This is a genomic window from Amycolatopsis balhimycina FH 1894 (genome assembly GCF_000384295.1).
GTDB classification, from domain to species: Bacteria; Actinomycetota; Actinomycetes; order Mycobacteriales; family Pseudonocardiaceae; genus Amycolatopsis; species Amycolatopsis balhimycina.
In genome coordinates, this window is sequence record NZ_KB913037.1 from 10,718,621 (window position 1) to 10,738,659 (window position 20,039).

The 20,039-nt window shown below is 71.8% G+C and carries 17 protein-coding genes; 11 read left to right on the top strand and 6 right to left on the bottom strand.

The annotated features are described in order from the left end of the window. Positions 1-75: 75 nt before the first annotated feature. The 5 genes from A3CE_RS0149135 (at position 76) to A3CE_RS0149155 (ending at position 6,002) form a co-directional block, all read left to right on the top strand. Entirely contained in the window at positions 76-3,306 is a 3,231-nt protein-coding gene (locus tag A3CE_RS0149135; protein ID WP_026469612.1) for a TIM-barrel domain-containing protein, read from the top strand. 46 nt (positions 3,307-3,352) lie between these two features. After that, entirely contained in the window at positions 3,353-3,535 is a 183-nt protein-coding gene (locus tag A3CE_RS59155) for a helix-turn-helix transcriptional regulator (RefSeq protein WP_020647500.1), read from the top strand. Between the two features lie 333 nt (positions 3,536-3,868). Continuing rightward, on the top strand, positions 3,869-4,303 hold the full coding sequence (locus tag A3CE_RS0149145) for a hypothetical protein (RefSeq protein ID WP_026469613.1): 435 nt from the start codon (positions 3,869-3,871) through the stop codon (positions 4,301-4,303). A gap of 22 nt (positions 4,304-4,325) precedes the next feature. After that, the gene (locus A3CE_RS0149150; protein WP_245589759.1) at positions 4,326-4,913 is read left to right on the top strand and encodes a hypothetical protein; all 588 of its coding nucleotides are present in this window, start codon (positions 4,326-4,328) and stop codon (positions 4,911-4,913) included. Positions 4,914-4,922: 9 nt separating this feature from the next. Then, entirely contained in the window at positions 4,923-6,002 is a 1,080-nt protein-coding gene (locus A3CE_RS0149155; protein ID WP_020647503.1) for a hypothetical protein, read from the top strand. A 21-nt stretch (positions 6,003-6,023) separates the two neighbouring features. On the opposite strand, the gene A3CE_RS0149160 is transcribed toward A3CE_RS0149155, so the two are convergent. After that, a complete protein-coding gene (locus A3CE_RS0149160) occupies positions 6,024-6,536 on the bottom strand; it encodes a 2'-5' RNA ligase family protein (protein WP_020647504.1) in 513 nt (170 codons plus the stop codon). Positions 6,537-6,552: 16 nt separating this feature from the next. Beyond that, positions 6,553-6,972, bottom strand: coding sequence for a hypothetical protein (locus A3CE_RS0149165; protein WP_026469615.1), 420 nt, complete (start codon positions 6,970-6,972; stop codon positions 6,553-6,555). A 155-nt stretch (positions 6,973-7,127) separates the two neighbouring features. Between A3CE_RS0149165 and dinB the strand changes: the two genes are divergently transcribed. Further along, positions 7,128-8,318 (top strand): DNA polymerase IV, encoded by a 1,191-nt coding sequence (gene dinB, locus A3CE_RS0149170; protein WP_020647506.1) that lies wholly within the window; start codon positions 7,128-7,130, stop codon positions 8,316-8,318. A gap of 12 nt (positions 8,319-8,330) precedes the next feature. Here dinB and A3CE_RS0149175 read toward each other — a convergent pair whose 3' ends face one another. Beyond that, complete coding sequence (locus A3CE_RS0149175; RefSeq protein ID WP_245589760.1) at positions 8,331-9,308, bottom strand: class I SAM-dependent methyltransferase; 978 nt, start codon at positions 9,306-9,308, stop codon at positions 8,331-8,333. Between the two features lie 131 nt (positions 9,309-9,439). Here A3CE_RS0149175 and A3CE_RS0149180 point away from each other — a divergent pair, with 131 nt between their 5' ends. Next, positions 9,440-9,850 (top strand): histone-like nucleoid-structuring protein Lsr2, encoded by a 411-nt coding sequence (locus A3CE_RS0149180; RefSeq protein WP_026469617.1) that lies wholly within the window; start codon positions 9,440-9,442, stop codon positions 9,848-9,850. 618 nt (positions 9,851-10,468) lie between these two features. Further along, positions 10,469-11,800, top strand: a complete 1,332-nt coding sequence (locus A3CE_RS0149185; protein ID WP_020647509.1) for an MFS transporter — start codon at positions 10,469-10,471, stop codon at positions 11,798-11,800. Positions 11,801-11,881: 81 nt separating this feature from the next. On the opposite strand, the gene A3CE_RS0149190 is transcribed toward A3CE_RS0149185, so the two are convergent. From A3CE_RS0149190 to A3CE_RS0149200, 3 genes are read right to left on the bottom strand one after another with little or no spacing between them, the layout of a single operon-like run. After that, entirely contained in the window at positions 11,882-12,757 is an 876-nt protein-coding gene (locus tag A3CE_RS0149190) for a LysR family transcriptional regulator (RefSeq protein ID WP_020647510.1), read from the bottom strand. Between the two features lie 28 nt (positions 12,758-12,785). After that, the gene (gene sucD / locus A3CE_RS0149195; RefSeq protein WP_020647511.1) at positions 12,786-13,667 is read right to left on the bottom strand and encodes a succinate--CoA ligase subunit alpha; all 882 of its coding nucleotides are present in this window, start codon (positions 13,665-13,667) and stop codon (positions 12,786-12,788) included. Between the two features lie 3 nt (positions 13,668-13,670). Further along, positions 13,671-14,645: an ATP-grasp domain-containing protein gene (locus tag A3CE_RS0149200; protein WP_020647512.1), complete on the bottom strand. Its 975-nt coding sequence runs from the start codon at positions 14,643-14,645 to the stop codon at positions 13,671-13,673. Between the two features lie 259 nt (positions 14,646-14,904). Between A3CE_RS0149200 and A3CE_RS0149205 the strand changes: the two genes are divergently transcribed. The 3 genes from A3CE_RS0149205 to A3CE_RS0149215 are packed head-to-tail and all read left to right on the top strand — an operon-like array spanning position 14,905 to position 20,031. Continuing rightward, positions 14,905-16,641, top strand: a complete 1,737-nt coding sequence (locus A3CE_RS0149205; protein ID WP_020647513.1) for a thiamine pyrophosphate-binding protein — start codon at positions 14,905-14,907, stop codon at positions 16,639-16,641. Positions 16,642-16,655: 14 nt separating this feature from the next. Further along, positions 16,656-17,885 (top strand): formyl-CoA transferase, encoded by a 1,230-nt coding sequence (frc, locus tag A3CE_RS0149210; RefSeq protein ID WP_020647514.1) that lies wholly within the window; start codon positions 16,656-16,658, stop codon positions 17,883-17,885. Position 17,886: 1 nt separating this feature from the next. Further along, positions 17,887-20,031 (top strand): acetate--CoA ligase family protein, encoded by a 2,145-nt coding sequence (locus tag A3CE_RS0149215; protein WP_020647515.1) that lies wholly within the window; start codon positions 17,887-17,889, stop codon positions 20,029-20,031. The last annotated feature ends 8 nt before the right edge of the window (positions 20,032-20,039 follow it).

Sequence of the window (20,039 nt, forward strand, 5' to 3'; positions counted from 1 at the left end):
CGCTGTGCTCAGATCGGAACGGCTTTTCCAACGTTGTAAAACTGCCGAGTCCCTTCACCGGAACGGAGTTCCGCCGTGCGGAGCAGAACAGCGAGAACCATCCGGCGGGCGTGTGCCCTCGCCGTCGCCGGGACAGCCGTCGCGGCCGTGACCGTCGCGACGCCCGCGGTGGCCGGGCCCGCGCGCCAGACCGTCACCGCCGGGAACGCCCGCTTCCAGGTGCTGTCCCCGACCCTGATCCGCACCGAGTACGCCGGCGACGGCCGGTTCACCGACGCCGCCACCTTCAACGCCGTCGGCCGCGGCGCCTTCACGCCGACGTCGTACACCAGCACGGTTTCCGGCGGCGTCCTCACGATCCGGACCAGCGCGGCGACGCTGACCTACCGGCTGGACTCGGGCCCGTTCGACGGCGGCAACCTCGAGCTCCGGACGACCGCCGGCGCGACCCCGGTGCTCGCGGCGCCCTGGCGGCACCTGACCTGCTCGGCGGGCGCACGTTGCGAGGCCGAGGACCTCATGGCCGACGGGCTCGGCGTCGCCACCGACCACTCGGGCTACACCGGCGAAGGCTTCCTCGCCGGGTTCGAAAGCACCGGGAACTCCGTGACGGCGGACGTCCTCGCGCCGGCCGCCGGAACGTACTCGCTGACCGCGCGCTACGCCAACGGCCAGGGTGGCGACGGCCAGCACGTCACGCGCACGCTGAGCGTTTCCGTCGACGGGGGAGCGGCGCAGAAGCTCACCCTGCCGGTGACGGCCGACTGGAACGCCTGGGCCCTCGCCTCGGTCCCGGTCACCTTGGGCGCCGGTCACCACAGCGTCCGCCTCGAACGGACCGCGGGCGACTCCGGCGACGTCAACCTCGACGGCCTGGCCGTCCTGACCTCCGGCGCGTCCTTCCCGCCGGCGTCGGCCCGCGCCTTCACCGGCTGCCCGGCCGGCGTGAGCTGCGAGGCGGAAGCCGGGCTGCGGTCGGGTTCCGCCGTCGTCGCGACCGACCACTCCGGGTATGCCGGGCGCGGGTTCGTCGCCGAGCTCAACCGCGGCTCGACGCTGACCCACCGCGCGGCGGACGTCCCGGCCGACGGCACGTACCTGCTGCACGTCCGCTACGCCAACGGCACGGGCGGCGACGGCCGTCACGAGACCAGGACCGCGCCGGTCTCCGCGAACGGCGTGACCCGGACGCTGACCCTCCCGGTCACCGACGGCTGGGACGCCTGGCGGAGCGCGTCGGTCCCGGTCGACCTGAAGGCCGGCACGAACGACGTCGTGCTCGGCTGTCCCGACGACACCAGCTGCCACGTCAACATCGACACCGTCGCGGTCACCCCGGCCGGCGGCACGGCACCGCCGCCGCACCTCACGCTCGGCGGCTACCGGCGCGGTCTCGACGGCGTCAACGGTGACAACGGCGCGCCGTCGACCACCGAAGGGCTCCTGCACCAGGACGGCTGGTACCTGCTCGACGACAGCCCGTCCGCGCTGTACGACACGCGGACCCGCGCGGTGACGCAGCGGCCGTCGCACGGCGGAAACCCTTACCAGGACGGCTATGTCTTCGCCTTCGGCCACGACTACAAGGCCGGGCTGCGCGACCTGGCGACGCTGACCGGGCCGCCGCAGCTGCTGCCGCGCTGGGCCTACGGCGTCTGGTACTCCGAGTACATCGACCGCACCGCGGCCGACTACCGCGACACCATCCTGCCCCGGTTCCGCAGTGAAGGCGTCCCGCTGGACGTCCTGGTGACCGACACCGACTTCAAGGCGCCGGACACGTGGAACGGCTGGCAGTTCGACACCGCGAAGTTCCCCGACCCGGCCGGGTTCTTCGCCTGGTCGAAGGCACAGGGACTGCACAACAACCTCAACATCCACCCCAGCATCATGGGTTCGGACCCGCAGTTCGCCCGCGCCCAGGCGACGGCGAAGGGCAAGCTGGTCAAGTCGAACTGCGGGACCGACTGCTACGTCTTCGACTGGGGCGACCCGGACCAGCTCAAGGCCTACCTGGACCTGCACGCCGGGATGATGAAGCAGGGCAACGACTTCTGGTGGCTCGACTGGTGCTGCGACGCCTCACGCTCGAGCCTGCCCGGCGTCACTCCGGACGCCTGGATCAACCAGCAGTACGCGGACCTCGCCGCGCCGGCGACCGGCCGCGGGTTCGTCATCTCGCGGGCGTACGGGTCGCTGCAGGCCGGCGGCTACGGCGGTCCCACGGGGCTGGCGACCGGGCCGTGGGCGGACAAGCGCAGCACGCTCCACTTCACCGGCGACACGTCCTCGACCTGGGGCACGCTGCGGATGGAGGTCGGCATCACGCCGGCGGAGTCGGCCGCCACGGGGATGTCGGCGATCAGCCACGACATCGGCGGCCACAACGACACGACGGGCCTGCGCGGCAGCGAGACCTACACCTCCGGCGGGCAGCAGCGCCAGACGTTCAAGCTGCCCGACGACCTGTACGCGCGGTGGGTGCAGCTCGGCACGTTCCAGCCGATCGACCGGCTGCACAGCAACCACAGCGACCGGCTGCCCTGGCAGTACGGCGGCGCGGCGAAGGCGTCGGCGACGAAGTTCCTGAACCTGCGCGAGAACCTGGTGCCCTACACCTACACACTGGCGCAGGAGGCCGCGACGACCGGCGTCCCGGTGGTGCGGCCGACGTACCTGGAGTACCCGGACGAGCCGGCCGCCTACGACGCGGCCGGCAGTGAGTACTTCTACGGGCCGGACATGCTCGTGGCGCCGGTGACGACCGCGGGGACGTCCGCGGCGACGACGGTCTGGTTCCCGCCGGGACAGTGGACGGACTACTTCACCGGCAAGACCTACGCGGGCGGGACGACCCAGCAGGTCACGACCGATCTCGGCACCATGCCGGTGTTCCTGCGCGCGGGCGGCGTCGCGGTGACCCGCACGGCGGACGTGGCGAACGACGTCCAGAACCCGCTGAACCGGCTCACGGTGACGGTCGCGCCGGGCGCGTCCGGTTCCTTCACGCTGTACGAAGACGACGGGACCTCCTCGGCCCGCAGCTCGACCACCCGGGTCACGTACTCCGAGCGCCACGGGGCGCACACGGTGACGGTGGCGCCTTCGTGCGGCGGGTTCCGGGGCCAGGTCGCTTCGCGGGAGTGGACGGTGAAGTTCCTCGGCGTGACGTCGGCGCCTTCGCGGGTGCGAGTCGGCGAAGGCTGGGCGCCGTCGGAGAGCTGGAAGTGGGACGCCGCAACGCAGACGCTGACGGTGAAGTCCCCCGCCCACCCGGGCTGGGCACCGGTCACGGTCACGTACTGAGCCCACTGCCGTGAATGGCACATTGAGAGACTTCAAGTCTCTCAATGTGCCATTCACGGACTTTCGTGCGGCCGTCCGGCCAGCCCGGGCCGCGGTAGCCGTCGACACGCTGGAAACCGAGGCCCACCGGGCGGACCTGGGGTTCGCCGACCAGGCACACCTGACGCGCACAGTGCGCGAGTACGTCGGCGAGACTCCCGCGGTCCTACGCCGGCTGCCGGCTGGTTGAGCCGGGGCACAAAGGCGGCCGCTCCACCGGCGTTTCCCGCGGCACGGTTTCGCGGGCGGCGGATGTTCGCGTCGCGGTTCCCGGCGTGCGCGAGACGAACCCTGGGGAAGCGTGCTCGGACAGGGTGGCGCGGCGGGACAAAGGGGATGGGCGCGTGGCCACCCCCAGCGGCCACGTGAGTCACCCCGCGGCCGCTGCGCCACCCCGGGTTCCGTGTCATGTTTCCGAAACACCGAACGCGAGTATCGTAGTCTTTCCGGCACGCGCGGTGTCAAGTTTTCGGAACAGCTACGCTGTCGGGTGTCACTTTTCATAGACGAAAGTAGGGGTGTGGTGAGCGAAGAGCGCAGTTTCGCCGAACGGCTGGCGCACTTGATCGCGACCGTGCACCCACCGGACCGCAAGCCCTACTCCTACCGGGAGATCGCGCACGGCGTCGCCGAGCAGACCGGCGTGACGATGTCGGCGACCCACGTGCAGCAGCTCGTCGTCGGCGCGCGCAAGGACCCCAAGCGCTCGCACATCCAGGCCCTCGCCCAGTTCTTCGGCGTGCCGGTGACGTACTTCTTCGACGAGCAGGTCGCCGGGCAGGTCGACCGGCAGGTCGAAGACGTCGTGGCCTGGCGTGACAGCGAGGCGCGCAACCTCGCGCAGCGGGCCATGCGGCTCTCGCCCCGCGACCGCGAAACGGTGACGGCGCTGCTGGACCAGCTCAGCAGTTACGACGACACCCGGCACCGGGAGGGCCGGCGCCGGAAGCCGGAGTGACCCGGGCGCCTCGGCTACGATGATGCCGTCCGTGATCGCGCCCCGGTGCACCCGGCTGGCGCCCGGTGAGCGGGGAGGACCCATCGACGAGCGCGGCCTGGCGGAGCTCCGCGAACGGGCCCGGGAACGCGTGCGGGCGGTGCTGGCCGCCGTCCCGCTGCCGCGGCCGTGGTCGATGAACGCCTGGGTCGACCGCCTCGAAGCCTGGCGCGGGCGCGAGATCGACCTCGTGCCGGTCGCCCACCGGCCCGGTCAGCCCTCCGGTGCCTGGCAGGCCCGCCCCGGCTACGACCTGATCGCCTACGCCGGGCAAACGTCGGCGCTGCACCAGGACCACATCATCGCCCACGAGCTCGCCCACCTGCTGTGCGCGCACACCGGCACCTGCCTGATGTCGGAGCGGGAAGCCGCCGAGCTCGCCCCGGACCTGGCGCCGCGGGCGTTGTCGCACCTGCTCACCCGCGTCACGTCCGGCGCCGACGAGTACGAGGCCGAGCTGATCGCGGTCCTGCTGATGAGCGCGGCGACGAGCGAGCCGCCCGCCGTCCGGCCGGGCGCGTCCGGCCGGGCGGCGGACCAGGCGAGGCGGCTGGCGGCGCTGCTGCGATAGTCGCGTCCCGTGATCGACATTCTGTTCCTCGGCGTCGGGCTGTGCGCGCTGTTCGCCGGGATCTGGCGGGCCGTCCGCGCGCGGCGCACCGGCGCGGGCGCGGGCCTGGCCGTCTCGCTCATCGCACTGGGCGCCGCGTTCTGCTTCCTGGCCAACCGGGCCCAGCTCGTCGAGAGCGAGATCCACCCCAGCCTCGGACGGCTGCTGTCGAACCTGGCGACGATGGTCGCGGCCTACGGCATCGGGTCGACCGTCGCGGAGATCAGCGGCACCCGCGACCGCGGCCGGCGCACCCGGCTGGTGGCGCTGGGGGCGGCGCTGACCCTGCTGGTGGTGACGTTCTTCAGTACACCAGGCCTGCCGCGCGGCATCGGCGTGTTCGACGAGCTGTACCGCACCCACCCGACGCTGGTCGTCTACGTCTTCACCTACTCCGTCTACCTCGGGTTCGCGGTCCTCGACATCGGAGTGGTGGCGGCGGTGACGATCCGCGCGAGCGGCGGCGCGCTGCGCGCGGGGCTGGCGCTGTTGCTGCTGGCGTCGGCGTTCGCGGTGGCCTACCTCGGCGGGAAGGTCGTCGCGACGATCCGCGCGCTGCAGGACGACCACCCGGCGAAGGCGTTGTGCCGCGGGCCGTTCTCGACGCTGCCGTGCACCCTCGACGTCGGCTTCCCGGCGGTCTCGGTGCTCCTGATCGTGGTGGGGTTGACGATCCCGGCGGTCCCGGGCCTGCTGGCGGCTCGTCGCGACGCCCGGACGCTGCGCTTGCTGCGTCCGCTGCGAGCGCACCTGACGCGGCGGTTCCCGGAGATCGCCCGCATCGACCCGGGCGGCCGATCCCGCCGCGAGCGCCTCCTGACGGCGATGAGCGAGACGAACGACGGCCTGATCCTCGCCGGGGTGACCCCGGACCTGCCCCCGTCGGCCGCGGCGAGGCTGGTGCGGGACCTCCCGGACGAGCGGGGTGCGGCCGAGCCGCCCACCGCCGGGGGCGAACCGTTCGCCGCGGACGTGGCCCGGCTGCGGGCGATCGCCGACGCGTACCGGAACCTGGGCACGGCGGGCGGACCACCGGGCTCGCCGCGGTGACTGCGCGGCCGGCCGGCCGGCTCAGCCGCCGAACGGCGCCTCGAGCCGCGAGACCCAGCCGTCTTCGGTGAGTGCCACCAGCCGAAGGGCCTCCGCCCGGTCGGTCAGCGGTAGCAGCGGCCGGACTTCGCGAGCCACTCGCTCGAGGGTCTCTTCGTCACCGCCCAAGGCGACGGTCACGTGCGCCGGCGGCCGCGCCCCGAACCGGCCGCCGTACGGCGAGACCTCCGGCCAGCGCGCGCACACCGCGTCGGTGACGGGCTGCAGCGAAGGAGCCGGGATGGCCGCGAACCCGGGCCGGGTCAGGAACTCGCCGAGCCGCACGTCGACCGGCGGGACGGCCGCCGCCAGCTCGCGGACCGCGGTGGCGACCTTCTCGGTCAGCTCGCCGTCCGGCAGGAACGGGTACAGCGCCGTCACGTGCGCGGGCAGGCCGGGGCGGACCAGAGCGGGGTCGACGCGCCGGGCGGCGGCCAGTGCGGGTTCGGCGGCGGGCAGCAGGATCAGCAGCGCGGTGGTTCCGGGAGCGGGCACCGCCGCATCATGGCAGTCAAGCGACGGCGGCCTCCGGGAACCGGCCCGAGCGGGCCAGGGCGAGGCTGCGCCGGCACAACTCGACGAGCTCCCGGTTCGCGCGGCTGCGCGGGACGCGGCCGCAGAGTCCGCAGTGGATGGACACCTCGCCGGCCAGCTCGTCCACAGCGACCAGCGCCTGGTGGTCGCAGCGGCGGCACCAGCGGTACCCGATGGCGGGGTTCGTGTGCACCGGGGACGCCACGCAGTCGTGCAGCCAGCGGCGGTGCGTGCGGCAGGTGACGCGGTCGGTCGGGTCGAGGCCGCCCGCGTCTTCCACGTGGTCTTCGCGCGCCAGCGTCGAGGCCAGCAGTGGCTGCCGCGCGGCGGTGGGCCGGTCCTGTGGATTCGGTGCGGCCCATGCGTGGTGATCGCCGCATCGGCACTTCTCGGTCATGTCGCCCCCAGTGGTCGGGTCGTTCGCTGCTTCGAGTGTGAGCGCGGCCACGGAGCGTCGACAACCGGGAAAACGCGCAATTTCGGTCGGCGGCGGGTCACCCGCGGCGGGCGGACGAGCGGACTTCGGCCCTCGGGTATGCGAACATATGTTCTATGGAGGACGAGGGGCCCATCCTGCACGCCGACCTCGATTCGTTCTACGCGTCGGTCGAGCAGCGCGACGACCCGGCGCTGAAGGGGCGGCCGGTGATCGTCGGCGGCGGGGTGGTGCTCGCGGCGAGTTACGAGGCCAAGGCCTACGGCGTGCGCACCGCGATGGGCGGCGCGCAGGCCAGGAAACTCTGCCCGCACGCCGTCGTCGTGCGCCCGCGGATGTCGGCGTACGTGGCCGCCAGCCGGGCGGTGTTCGACGTCTTCCACGACACCACGCCGTGGGTGGAAGGCCTCTCGATCGACGAAGCGTTCCTCGACGTCGGCGGGCTGGCCAGGATCGGCGGGCGGCCGAGCCGCATCGCCGAACGGCTGCGCGCCGACGTCGCCGAGCGGGCCGGGCTGCCGATCACCGTCGGGGTGGCGAGGACGAAGTTCCTCGCCAAGGTCGCCAGCCGCGTGGCCAAGCCGGACGGCCTGCTCGTCGTGCCGCACGACGCCGAACTGGAGTTCCTGCACCCGCTGCCGGTTTCGGCGCTGTGGGGCGTCGGCAAGGTCACCGCGGAGAAGCTGCGCGCCCGGGGCATCGTGACGGTGGGCGAGCTCGCCGCGTCGGAGCGGGTGGACCTGGTCGGGATGCTCGGCCGGGTCGCCGGGACGCACCTGCACCACCTGGCGCACAACGAGGACCCGCGCCGCGTCGAGATCGGCAGGCGGCGGCGCTCGATCGGTGCCCAGCGGGCCCTCGGGCGCGGCAGGCGGACGCCGGCCGAGCTCGACGTCGTGCTGGTGGCGCTGATCGACCGGATAGCCCGCCGGTTGCGCGCGGCCCGCCGCGTCTGCCGGACGGTGACGATCCGCCTGCGCTTCGCCGACTTCTCCCGCGTCACCCGCTCGCACACGCTGAACGACCCGACGGCCGGCACCGGCGTGCTGCTCGCCGCGGCCCGGGAACTGCTCGTCGCCGCGCTGCCGCTGATCGCCGACCGCGGGATCACCCTGCTGGGCGCCGCGCTGTCCAACCTGGCCGACGAAAACCCGTTCCAGCCGGCCCTGCCGTTCGAACGGCAGCGGGCGAGCGAGCTCGACACCGCGCTGGACGCGGTACGGGACCGGTTCGGGAAGGCCGCGGTCACCCGGGCGGTCCTGCTCGGCCGCCCGGACGACCTCGAAATGCCGATGCTGCCCGACTGAGCGGGACGTTGTTCAGCTCCCGCCGCCGGAGTGGCAAGGAATGCGCGCGTGGGTCAGCGCGGAAAGCGTGGCGGGCCGCAGCGCGTCGGTGCGGTGCCACAGCCGCGGGGCGACGCTCTCCCGCTGCCCGGCTTGGCCGACGACGTCGAACCCGGCTTCGCGCAGGAGCCCGGCCATGTCCGCGGGGGAGAGGAAGGTGCGCCACGGCTCGCCCTGTTCGGCGGCCACCGGCCCGACCGCCTCGGCGTAGCCGTTTCCGGCCGCGTCGCGCAGCTGTGCGGGCAGCAGGTGATCGGCCACGATTTCCGATCCCGGCGCGAAACCGCCGAGCTGGGCCAGTGTGCCGGCGACCGCCTCGCGCGTCAGGTACATGGTGACACCGAGCCAGCTCGCGAACACGGGGCGAAACGGGTCGAGTCCACTCTGGACGACACATTCCCGGAGTGGATCGGTTTCGAAGTCGATCGGGACGAAGGTGACCGAAGGCGGAACGGCGATGCCGGCGCCGTCGAGCAGTTCCCGTTTCACGGTCTGGGTCGCCGAGCGGTCGACCTCGAACACCCGGAATCGGCCCGGCGGGGTCCGATAGGCGAAGGAATCGAGGCCGGCGCCCAAAATCAGATACTGGTCTATACCAGAATTGACGCGGGTGAGCCGTTCCTCGGTGAAGCGGCTGCGGCACGCCGCCTCGGCGCGGGCGCCGGCGAGGACCGGATGTGTACCGTGGAGCCGGTGGTAGGCCAAGAGTTCCTCGGCCTGCCCGCCGAGAAGGGTCGCGGCGAGGGTGTCGGAGAAGATGAACGGCTCGGCGTCGACGAGCAAATGTGCCGCCCGTGCGGCGGCCGCGGTGAAGGCGGTGCGGCTGACATGGGGAGCATTAGCGGAAAAATCGCCGGTCGTCATGTCACCACGGTACCGATTTGATTTCGAGCATATCACAAATACAAATATTCTACAAGACAGCGAGCATTTCGGCTCGGTTGCGGTCACCCTGGACCCGGGCGACCCACTCGCCCGGGCGGCCATTGTGGACGCTTCACGGGTGTCGCGCGTGCCGGACGTGATTCGACAGGTTAGGGTCTGTCCGACCGTGTTCTGGAGAAGATGAGGAACGAAGAACCATGGCGCAACGGGTGCAAGTCCAGATGGTGGACGATCTCGACGGGAGCGAGGCTTCGCAGACCGTCCCCTTCAGTCTCGACGGCGTGACCTACGAAATCGACCTGTCCGAGGACAACGCCTCCGCGCTGCGGGACGAACTCGGCCGCTACGTCTCGGCCGCGCGGCGCATCGGCGGCCGCAAGGTCCGCCTCGCGACCGGCCAGACGCTGGCCGGGCCGGCCGGCTCGGGCACCGACCGCGAGCGCAACCGGCAGATCCGGGAATGGGCCCAGGCCAACGGCTACGACGTCGCCGAGCGAGGCCGGCTGTCCAGCGAGATCATCGCCGGCTTCGAAGCCGACCAGGCCGCGCAGGCCGAGCCCGTCGAGGCCAAGCCGGCGCGCAGGCGGGCGACTCGCAAGAAGTCTTGAGCCGTGTTCGCGGACGCGTGCTGACGAAGCCGCGCTGTCGTGCCCGAGCGCGCTGACGAAGCTGTGCCGCTGGGCGCGGCTTCGTCAGCGAGGCGCGAGTCGAAGTGGATGGCGCGGCCGCTGTACTCGCGTGCTGTGCCCGGCGACCTCTCCGGGGTCGCCTTTGTTGTTGCGTCCGGGGTAGCCGGGCCGTTGCGGTGAGTGCTCGCCGCCCGGCGACGCCCGGACCGGTTCTGCTCCCGTGCACCCGTCCGGCGTCCGGTGCGTTTGTTCCCCTCTGTTCCGGGTGTCGCGAAACTGGGTTTCGGGAACGGGCCCCGCGCGGGGTCTGCGTGGGGTCCGGCTGACGGTTTTGGTTCGGGCGAGCGCGAATCGCACGGTCAAAGCTTGTCGGCGGGGGCTCGGGTCGCCAGACTGTCAGTGCTCCTCGCGGCCGGTACCGCGCCGGAGCACCGGTCCGGTGGCCGCCTCCTCCCTCGATGGCCACCGGGCCGCCTCCCTTTCCTCCGTCGATCGACCTGCGGCAGGTCCGTCCGGGCGGCTCATCCGACATTCCGGTGGACTTCCCCGGCGAACACGCGCACACTCGGACTACTGAATACTGCATACAATCTTCAGTTGGTCGAGGAGGCGGTCGCCATGGCCGAGGTCCGCGAGCTCCGGGACGTCTACGGACGGCGCTACCGCGTCGGAGAGTCCGATCGCGACCTGCTCGGCCGGCCGAGGAGCCGGATCGCCTGGCTCGCCACGGCCGCCATGCTCGCCGCCGGGGTGCAGCAGTACGGCTTCGGCGCCATCGTGCCCGCGCTGAGCCGGGCGCACGGCTGGACGTTCGGCGGGATCGTGCTGTCGCTCGTGGTGTGGGCGATCTGCCAGGCCGGTGCGGCCTTCCCGGCCGCCTGGCTCCGCGAACGCGGCCGGCTCCCCGCGCCGGCGGCGATGGCGACCGGCGCGGTGCTGTGCGCCGCCGGCCTCGTGACGCTCGGCCACGCGAGCAGCCTGCTCGCCGTCTTCCTCGGCTACTCGCTGCTCGGCGGCCTCGGCACTGGCCTGGTCTACGCCACCTGCGTCGGTGCGGTGCTCGCCTGGTTCCCGGACCGCACGGGCTCCCGCGCCGGCGTCGTCAGCGGCGCCTTCGCTTACGGCAGCGTGCCTTTCGTCGTGCTCGCCGCCGCGCTGCCGGCCGCGCGGCCGGTGCTCCTGGACGTCACCGCCGCCGTCGTGCTCACGGTGATCGCCGGCTGTGGCGCGGCGCTGCGGTACCCGCCGCGGCACTGGTGGCCGGCCACGCCCGAGCCCCGCGCCTGGGCACTGGACCGGGCGCACAACCGGCGTCCGGCGGTCCGGCACTACCGGCCGGCGGAACTGTTCCGGTGCGGCACCACGCTTTCGCTCTACCTCGTGGTCGTCCTCGCGGCCGCCGTGCTGCTGTTCGACCTGGCCTACCTGGCGACGTTCGTCACCGCCCGCAGCGGGCCCGGGCTCGCCGCGGCCGCGCTCGCCTCGCTCGCCGCGGCCACCGGCAGCGGCCGGGTCCTGATCGGACGGCTCGCCGACCGGCTGGGCCGGCACCGGATCCTGCGCTTCGCGCTGTTCGCGGGCGGCGTCGCGCAGTTCGTGCTGTGCTACTCCGGCGAGCATCGGCACGCCGTCGGCCTGCTGCTGGGGGTCGCACTGGCCGGGCTGGGGAACGGCTGCTGCTACACGCTGCTGGTCGGCCTGGTCCGCGAGTACTTCGGCGACGAGTCGGCGGCCCAGAACTTCGGGATCCTGTATTCCGCCAAGGCCGTCGGCGCGGTGGTCGGGATCGGGCTGGCCGCGCTCGTGGTCACTTCGCACGGGTTCGTGGGCGCGTTCACCGCGGCCGGGGCGCTGAGCCTCGCCGGCGCGGTCCTGTCCGGGCGGCTTACCCAGCCGGGCCGGCCCAAATCGCTACTGCCGGCGGCGTGACATGGGGCGGATGACCAGCAGGCGCCGGGTGCTGCGCGTCCACGACGGCGGGCACACGACGCGGCCGGACCGGCTGGGTCTTCAGCCGAGCTGAGCGAGCACCGCGGCCACGGTGGCCGAGAGCCGGCCCCGGTGCACGGCGGCGAGCTGCCACGAGGGCGCCCGGCCGAACCGTCGCACGGTGAGCTCGGCAAACCGGGCGGCGGCCGAGGCGGGCAGCACGCAGGCGGCGAGCCCGGCCCGCACGAGCCCGGCCGCGACGGCGAGATCATCGACTTCGAGGCTGACCGGGCGGCCGGGAAAGGCCCGGTCGACGGCCGCGCGGATCGCCCAGCCGGCCGGGAAGTCCACAAGGGACAGTCCGGTGAGGTCGGCGGGGGTCGAGCGGGACCCGTCAGGCGCGGTGGCGAGGACCAGGTCTTGGCGCGGAAGCAGGGCGGTGACCGGACCGGTCGCGGGAGCGAAGTCACCTGCCGCTGTGTACTCGTCCGCAACGCTTTCGGCGATCGGCTCGTCGGCGCAGCCGGGCGCGAGCGTCAACGCCAGGTCCACAGTGGACTCCGCGACCGCCCGCCGAACCTCGGGATCCGGCAGTTGCCTGACCTCGACGGCCAAGCCCGGGTGCGCCTGCCGGAGCCTGGCGAGTACACAGTGGAGGTCGGCCAACAGGCCAGGGCACACGCCGAGCCGGACGCGGCCGGTCAACGGGGAGACCGCCGCGCGGGCTCGCTCCGCCGCTTCGAGGGCCGCCCGCGCGGCGGGGACGAAGGCCTCGCCGGCGGGCGTCAGGACCACCCGGTGCGTCGTGCGTTGGAACAGCGGTGTGCCCAGGTCGCGCTCCAGCGCCCGGACCACCGTGGATACTGTCGACTGCACCGTCCGGAGCCGCTGGGCGGCCGCGGTGAAGCCGCCCTCCTCGGCGACCGCCACCACCACCGCCAGCTGGCGCAGCTCCATCACGGCTCCTCGCCGCGCACGGACGGCATCAGCCGAGGACCTCGCGTGCGAGGGCCGCGGTTTCGCTCGGGGTGCGGCCGACCCGGATTCCCGCGGCTTCCAGGGCTTCCTTCTTGGCCGCGGCCGTCCCCGCCGACCCCGAGACGATCGCGCCCGCGTGGCCCATCGTCTTGCCTTCCGGTGCGGTGAACCCCGCCACGTACCCGACGACCGGCTTCGAGACGTTCGCGCGTACGAACTCCGCGGCCCGTTCCTCCGCGTCGCCGCCGATCTCGCCGATCAGCACGATCAGGTCGGTCTCGGGGTCCTTTTCGAACGCCTCCACCGCGTCGATGTGCGTCGTCCCGATAATCGGGTCGCCGCCGATGCCGACGCACGTCGAGAACCCGATGTCGCGCAGCTCGTGCATCAGCTGGTAGGTCAGCGTGCCGGACTTCGACACCAGGCCGATCCGGCCCGGCCCGGTGATGTCGGCCGGGATGATCCCGGCGTTCGACCTGCCGGGGGAGATGATGCCCGGGCAGTTCGGGCCGATGATCCGGGTCCGCCCGCCCGCGGCGACGGCGTGCGCCCACAGCCTGGCGGTGTCGTGCACCGGGACACCTTCGGTGATCACCACGGCGAGGCCGATCCCGGCGTCCACCGCTTCGATGACCGCGTCGGAAACGAACGGCGGCGGCACGAACAACACGCAGACGTCGGCGCCCGTCGCCGCCATGGAGTCCGCGACGCTGCCGAACACCGGCAACGACGCCGCACCGATGTCCACGTGCCGCCCGGCCTTGCGCGGGTTCACCCCGCCGACGACGTTCGTCCCGGCGGCCAGCATCCGCCGCGTGTGCTTCGCGCCTTCGGAACCGGTGATGCCGGAGACGACGACCCGGCTGTTCTCGTCCAGGAAAATGGCCACGGCTCAGCCCTCCGCGATCGCGAGCTTCGCCGCCTCGCGGGCGGCGTCGTCCATGGTGGCCACCACAGTGACCAGGGGATGGGCGGCTTCGGCGAGGATCCGCCTGCCTTCGGTGACGTTGTTCCCGTCGAGCCGGACCACACCGATGTCGAGGAAGTTCGCCGGCCCCCGCGCGCCCGCCTCGGCCGCGGCCGCCGCCACGACGTCCAAAGTGGACATGACGAGCCCGGCGCCGTTGCCGATCACGCCGATGTCGCCGTCGAGCTTGACGTAGTTGAGGCCTTTCGCGCGGGCCTCGCGCTCGAGCGCCTCGCTGCCGGACGCCTCGTCGAAGGAGGCGGAACGGCGGAAGGCCGCGTTGTCGTCCAAGGTGATCTTGCCGTCCAGGGCGACGATCCCGGCCGGCGTGCTCGCGAGGGGATTGACCTCGACGAGCGTGCAGTCTTCGGCGACGAACACTGCCCACAGCTTTTCGACGACCTCCGCGGCCTCCGCCCGGACGCCGGCCGGGAACGCCGCCGCCACCGAAGCGGCATCGACGCCGTCCAGGGGATTCACCGGGACCCGGACCAGGGCGTCCGGCCGGGATGCCGCGACTTCCTCGATGTCCGTCCCGCCTTCGACCGACGCCATGGCCAGGAACGTGCGCGCGGCACGGTCCAGCAGGAAGGAAACGTAGTACTCCTCGGCGATTTCACCGGCTTCGGTCACCAGGACGCGGTGCACGGTGTGGCCCTTGATGTCCATCCCGAGGATGTCGTCGGCGGCCTGCTCGGCGTCGTCGGCCGTCGGCACCACGCGGACGCCGCCCGCCTTGCCGCGGCCGCCGGTCTTCACCTGGGCCTTGACCACCACAGGGCCGCCCCAAGCGGCGGCCGCCGCCCGGGCCCCGCCCGGATCGGCGGCGACCCGGCCGCGGGGGACGGGTACGCCGTGCTTCTCGAAGAGATCACGGGCTTCGTGTTCGAAGAGATCCATGCGGGAGCGTCCTTTCCGGGGCAGGGCAAGGAGGTCCGCCGTGTCCGGGCGCGGGCCGGCGGGTCCACCAGGCGGGAAAAAACCTTGCCGATGGGCCTGGACAGGGGCTGCTAGAAGAGTGACTATATGCCTACCCCATACGGTATGCAATCTACAGTCTGCCGAGAAGGGGCCGCTGACCTCGGAGAAAAGGCGAGGGGACCGGGACACGGAGCGCCGGACAGGAGAGATCCGGCGGCGGACCAGAGGAGCTGAGCCCATGGCGCTGACAACGACCGGCACCACCGCGGGGGAGAGTGCCGCGGCGACGAACGGCGCCGAGCCCGCGCCCGCCGGAATATCCGGCGGCCACCTGGTGGCCAAGGCGTTGAAGGCCGAAGGGGTCGACACGATCTTCACCCTGTGCGGCGGCCACATCATCGACATCTACGACGGCTGTGCCGACGAAGGCATCGAGGTCATCGACGTCCGGCACGAGCAGGTCGCGGCGCACGCGGCCGACGGCTACGCGCGGATCACCGGGAAGCCGGGCTGCGCGGTGGTCACCGCGGGGCCGGGTACCACCGACGCCGTCACCGGGGTCGCGAACGCCCTGCGCGCGGAGAGCCCGATGCTGCTGATCGGCGGCCAGGGCGCGCTGACGCAGCACAAGATGGGATCCCTGCAGGACCTCCCGCACGTGGACATGATGGCGCCGATCACCAAGTTCGCCGCCACCGTGCCGCACACCGCCCGCGTGGCCGACCTCGTGAGCATGGCCTTCCGCGAGGCCTACGCCGGCGCGCCCGGACCGTCGTTCCTGGAGATCCCGCGCGACGTCCTCGACGCGCGCGTACCCCTCGACAGCGCGAGGATTCCCGAAGCCGGCCGCTACCGCGCGTCGACGAAGAACGCCGGCGACCCGGCCGACGTCGAGAAACTCGCCGACCTGCTCGTCCACGCGAAGAAGCCGGCCATCCTGCTCGGCAGCCAGGTCTGGACCACCCGGGCCACCGGGCCGGCCGTCGACCTGGTCCGCACGCTCACCATCCCGGCCTACATGAACGGCGCCGGCCGCGGCACGCTCCCGCCGGGCGACCCGCACCACTTCCAGCTCTCGCGCCGCTACGCCTTCGACAACGCCGACGTCATCGTCATCGTCGGCACGCCGTTCGACTTCCGGATGGGCTACGGCAAGCGGCTGTCGAAGGACGCCACTGTCGTCCAGATCGACCTCGACTACCGCACGGTCGGCAAGAACCGCGACATCGACCTCGGCATCGTCGGCGACGCCGGCCAGGTCCTCGCCGCCGTCGCGCAGGCCGCCTCCGGCCGCGCCGACAACGGCGCCGCCGGCCGCAAGACGTGGCTCGAAGAGCTGCAGGCCGTGGAGGACAAGGCGAAGCAGAAGCGGCTGCCGCTGCAGCACTCCGACGCGAGCCCGATCCACCCGTACCGGCTGGTCCACGAGATCAACGAGTTCCTCACCGAGGACTCGATCTACATCGGCGACGGCGGCGACATCGTCACCTTCTCCGGCCAGGTCGTGCAGCCCAAGTCGCCGGGCCACTGGATGGACCCCGGTCCACTCGGGACACTCGGCGTCGGCATCCCGTTCGTCCTGGCCGCCAAGCACGCGCGCCCGGAGAAAGAGGTCGTCGCGCTCTTCGGTGACGGCGCCTTCAGCCTCACCGGTTGGGACTTCGAGACGCTCGTGCGGTTCGACCTGCCGTTCGTCGGGATCGTCGGGAACAACTCGTCGATGAACCAGATCCGCTACGGCCAGGCCGCGAAGTACGGCCTGCCGCGCGAGCGCGTCGGCAACACCCTCGGCGACGTCCGCTACGACGAGTTCGCCCGGATGCTCGGCGGGCACGGCGAAGAGGTCCGCGACCCGGCCGACATCGGGCCGGCCCTGCTGCGGGCCCGCGAGTCCGGCAAGCCGTCGCTGATCAACGTCTGGGTCGATCCCGACGTGTACGCCCCCGGAACCATGAACCAGACCATGTACAAGTGAGCGGAGGCCAAGGCATGGGTAAGGCACTGGAGGGCGTCCGCGTCCTCGACATGACGCACGTGCAGTCCGGTCCGTCGTCGACGCAGCTGCTCGCCTGGCTCGGCGCGGACGTGATCAAGCTCGAAACCCCCGGCCGCGGCGACATCACCCGCGGGCAGCTGCGCGACCTGCCCGGCGTGGACAGCCTCTACTTCACGATGCTCAACGCCAACAAGCGCAGCATCACGCTCAACATGAAAAGCACCGAAGGCAAAGAAGTCTTCGAGAAGCTCGTGTCCGGTGTGGACGTTCTGGTGGAGAACTTCGGCCCGGGCGTCGTCGACCGGTTCGGCTACCCCTGGGAGAAGCTGGCCGCGCTGAACCCGCGGCTGATCTACGCCTCGATCAAGGGCTTCGGTCCCGGCCGCTACGCCGGCTTCAAGGCCTACGAAGTCATCGCGCAGGCCATGGGCGGCGCGATGAGCACCACCGGCTTCGAGGACGGCCCGCCGACGGCGACCGGCGCCCAGATCGGCGACTCGGGCACCGGCATCCACCTGGTGGCCGCCATCCTCGCCGCGCTGTACCAGCGGACCTCCACCGGCCGCGGCCAGCGCGTCCAGGTCGCCATGCAGGACGCCGTGCTCAACCTGTGCCGCGTCAAGCTGCGAGACCAGCAGCGGCTGGCGCACGGCCCGCTCGGCGAGTACCCGAACGACCAGTTCGGCGACGAGGTCCCGCGCTCGGGCAACGCCTCCGGCGGCGGCCAGCCCGGCTGGGCGGTCAAGTGCGCGCCCGGCGGGCCGAACGACTACATCTACGTGATCGTCCAGCCGCCCGGCTGGGCCCCGCTCGCCCGGCTGATCGGCAAGGCGGAGCTGGCCGAGGACCCGGCGTGGGCCACGCCCGAGGTCCGGCTGTCCAAACTGGACAAGATGTTCGCGCTCGTCGAGGAGTGGACCGAGAAGCACACCAAGTGGGAAGTCCTGGAAAAGCTCAACGCCCGCAACATCCCGTGCGGCCCGATCCTGTCCACGAAGGAGCTGATCGAGGACGAGACCCTCGCCGAGCTCGGCTCGGTCGTCGAGGTCCCGCACCCCGGACGCGGCACCTTCAAGACCGTCGGCTGCCCGCTCAAGCTGTCCGACTCGCCGGTCGAGATCGAACGGCCGCCGCTGCTCGGGGAGCACAACGACGAGGTACTGGCGGAACTCGGCTATGGCGAAGCGGAGCTCGAGAAGTTCCGCGCGGCGGGGGTGATCTGACGTGGCGGATCGCGCGGCGGTCGAAAAGATCCTGGACCGGGCGGCAGCCGAAGGCCGGTCCTCGCTGACCGCGCCCGAGGGGCGTGCGGTCTGCGAGGCATACGGTATCCCGACTCCAGCAGAACGGCTGGCCACCACGGCGGAGGAGGCCGTGGCCCACGCCGGAACCATCGGGCTGCCGGTCGTGCTCAAGATCGTCTCCCCGGACATCCTGCACAAGACCGAAGCCGGCGGCGTGCTCGTCGGGCTGCCGGACGTGGATGCAGTATCCGCAGGATTCGCACAGATCGTAGACAATGCCAAGGCGTACAACGCCGACGCGGAGATCCTCGGTGTCCAGGTCCAGCAGATGCTGACCGAAGGCCAAGAGGTGATCATCGGCTCGGTCACCGACCCGACGTTCGGCAAGATCGTCGCGTTCGGCCTCGGCGGCATCCTGGTGGAGGTGCTCAAGGACGTCACCTTCCGCCTCGCCCCCACAGCCAGCGAAGAAGCACTGTCGATGGTCGACGGTATCCAAGCGGCCGAAATCCTCCGGGGTGTCCGCGGATCGGATCCTGTCGACCGTGACGCCCTCGCCGCCGTGATCACCGGCCTCGGCCGGCTGGTCACCGACTTCCCGCAGCTGTCCGAAGTCGACCTCAACCCGGTGCTCGCCACGGCGGGCGGGGCCACCGCGGTCGACGTCCGCATCCTCGTCGACCCGGACGCCGCGAAGGAGCCGTACAGGTTCACCCGGGAGGAGATCCTCGCCTCCATGAACCGGATCATGAAACCGGCGTCGGTCGCCGTCATCGGCGCGTCGGCCGAGGCCGGGAAGATCGGCAACTCGGTGCTGAAGAACCTGGTCGACGGCGGGTACGCGGGCGAGATCCACCCGATCAACCCCAAAGCGGCCGAGATCCTCGACCGCAAGGCCTACGCGAGCATCACCGATGTCCCGGGCGACGTCGACGTCGCGGTCTTCGCCATCCCGGCGGAGTTCGTCCCCGCCGCGCTCGAAGAGGCCGGCAAGAAGGGCGTGGCGGGCGCGATCCTCATCCCGTCCGGCTTCGGCGAAACCGGCAACATCGAGCTGCAGGACGAGGTCGTCGCGATCGCGCGCAAGCACGGCGTCCGCGTCCTCGGGCCGAACATCTACGGCTACTACTACACGCCGGAAAACCTGTCGGCGACATTCTGTACACCGTATGACGTCAAGGGCGGCGTGGCGCTCTCGTCGCAGAGCGGCGGCATCGGGATGGCGATCCTGGGCTTCAGCCGCTCGGCGAAGATGGGCGTCTCCTCGATCGTCGGGGTCGGCAACAAGGCCGACATCGACGAGGACGACCTGCTCACCTTCTTCGAACAGGACGACAACACCCAGCTCGTCGCCATGCACCTCGAAGACCTCAAGGACGGCCGGTCTTTCGCGGAGACGGCGAAGCGGGTCTCGAAGCGCAAGCCGGTCGTGGTGCTCAAGGCCGGCCGGACGTCCCAGGGCGCCAAAGCGGCGAGTTCGCACACCGGCGCGCTCGCCGGTAACGACAAGGTCTACGACGACATCCTCCGCCAGAGCGGCGTGATCCGGGCGCCCGGGCTGAACGACATGCTCGAGTACGCCCGCGGTATCCCGCTGCTGCCCACGCCGAAGGGCGAGAACGTCGTCATCATCACCGGTGCCGGCGGCTCGGGTGTGCTGCTGTCGGACGCCTGCGTCGACAACGGGCTGAGCCTGATGGAGATCCCGCCGGACCTCGACACGGCGTTCCGGAAGTTCATCCCGCCGTTCGGCGCGGCGGGCAACCCGGTCGACATCACCGGCGGCGAACCGCCCTCGACCTACCGCAACACGATCGCGCTGGGCCTCGGGGACGACCGCGTCCACGCCCTGATCCTGGGCTACTGGCACACCATCGTCACCCCGCCGATGGTGTTCGCGGAACTGGTCGCCGCGGTGGTCGAGGAGTACCGCGCGAAGGGCATCCACAAGCCCGTCGTGGCGTCGCTCTCCGGTGACGTCGAAGTCGAGGAGGCGAGTGACTATTTGTACGACCGCGGCGTCGTCGCGTACCCGTACACGACCGAGAAGCCCGTGGCGGTGCTCGGCGCGAAGTACCGCTGGGCGCGGGCCGCGGGCCAGCTGCCGGACCTGAGTCAACGGTGACGAAGGAG

Excerpts from the sequence above, each read along its gene's own strand:
- A3CE_RS0149150 (WP_245589759.1), top strand. The coding sequence starts at position 4,326 with ATGCCGTCCGTGATCGCGCCCCGGTGCACCCGGCTGGCGCCCGGTGAG.
- A3CE_RS0149165 (WP_026469615.1), bottom strand. The coding sequence starts at position 6,972 with ATGACCGAGAAGTGCCGATGCGGCGATCACCACGCATGGGCCGCACCG.
- dinB (WP_020647506.1), top strand. The coding sequence starts at position 7,128 with ATGGAGGACGAGGGGCCCATCCTGCACGCCGACCTCGATTCGTTCTAC.
- A3CE_RS0149180 (WP_026469617.1), top strand. The coding sequence starts at position 9,440 with ATGGCGCAACGGGTGCAAGTCCAGATGGTGGACGATCTCGACGGGAGC.
- A3CE_RS0149190 (WP_020647510.1), bottom strand. The coding sequence starts at position 12,757 with ATGGAGCTGCGCCAGCTGGCGGTGGTGGTGGCGGTCGCCGAGGAGGGC.
- A3CE_RS0149200 (WP_020647512.1), bottom strand. The coding sequence starts at position 14,645 with ATGGATCTCTTCGAACACGAAGCCCGTGATCTCTTCGAGAAGCACGGC.
- A3CE_RS0149205 (WP_020647513.1), top strand. The coding sequence starts at position 14,905 with ATGGCGCTGACAACGACCGGCACCACCGCGGGGGAGAGTGCCGCGGCG.
- frc (WP_020647514.1), top strand. The coding sequence starts at position 16,656 with ATGGGTAAGGCACTGGAGGGCGTCCGCGTCCTCGACATGACGCACGTG.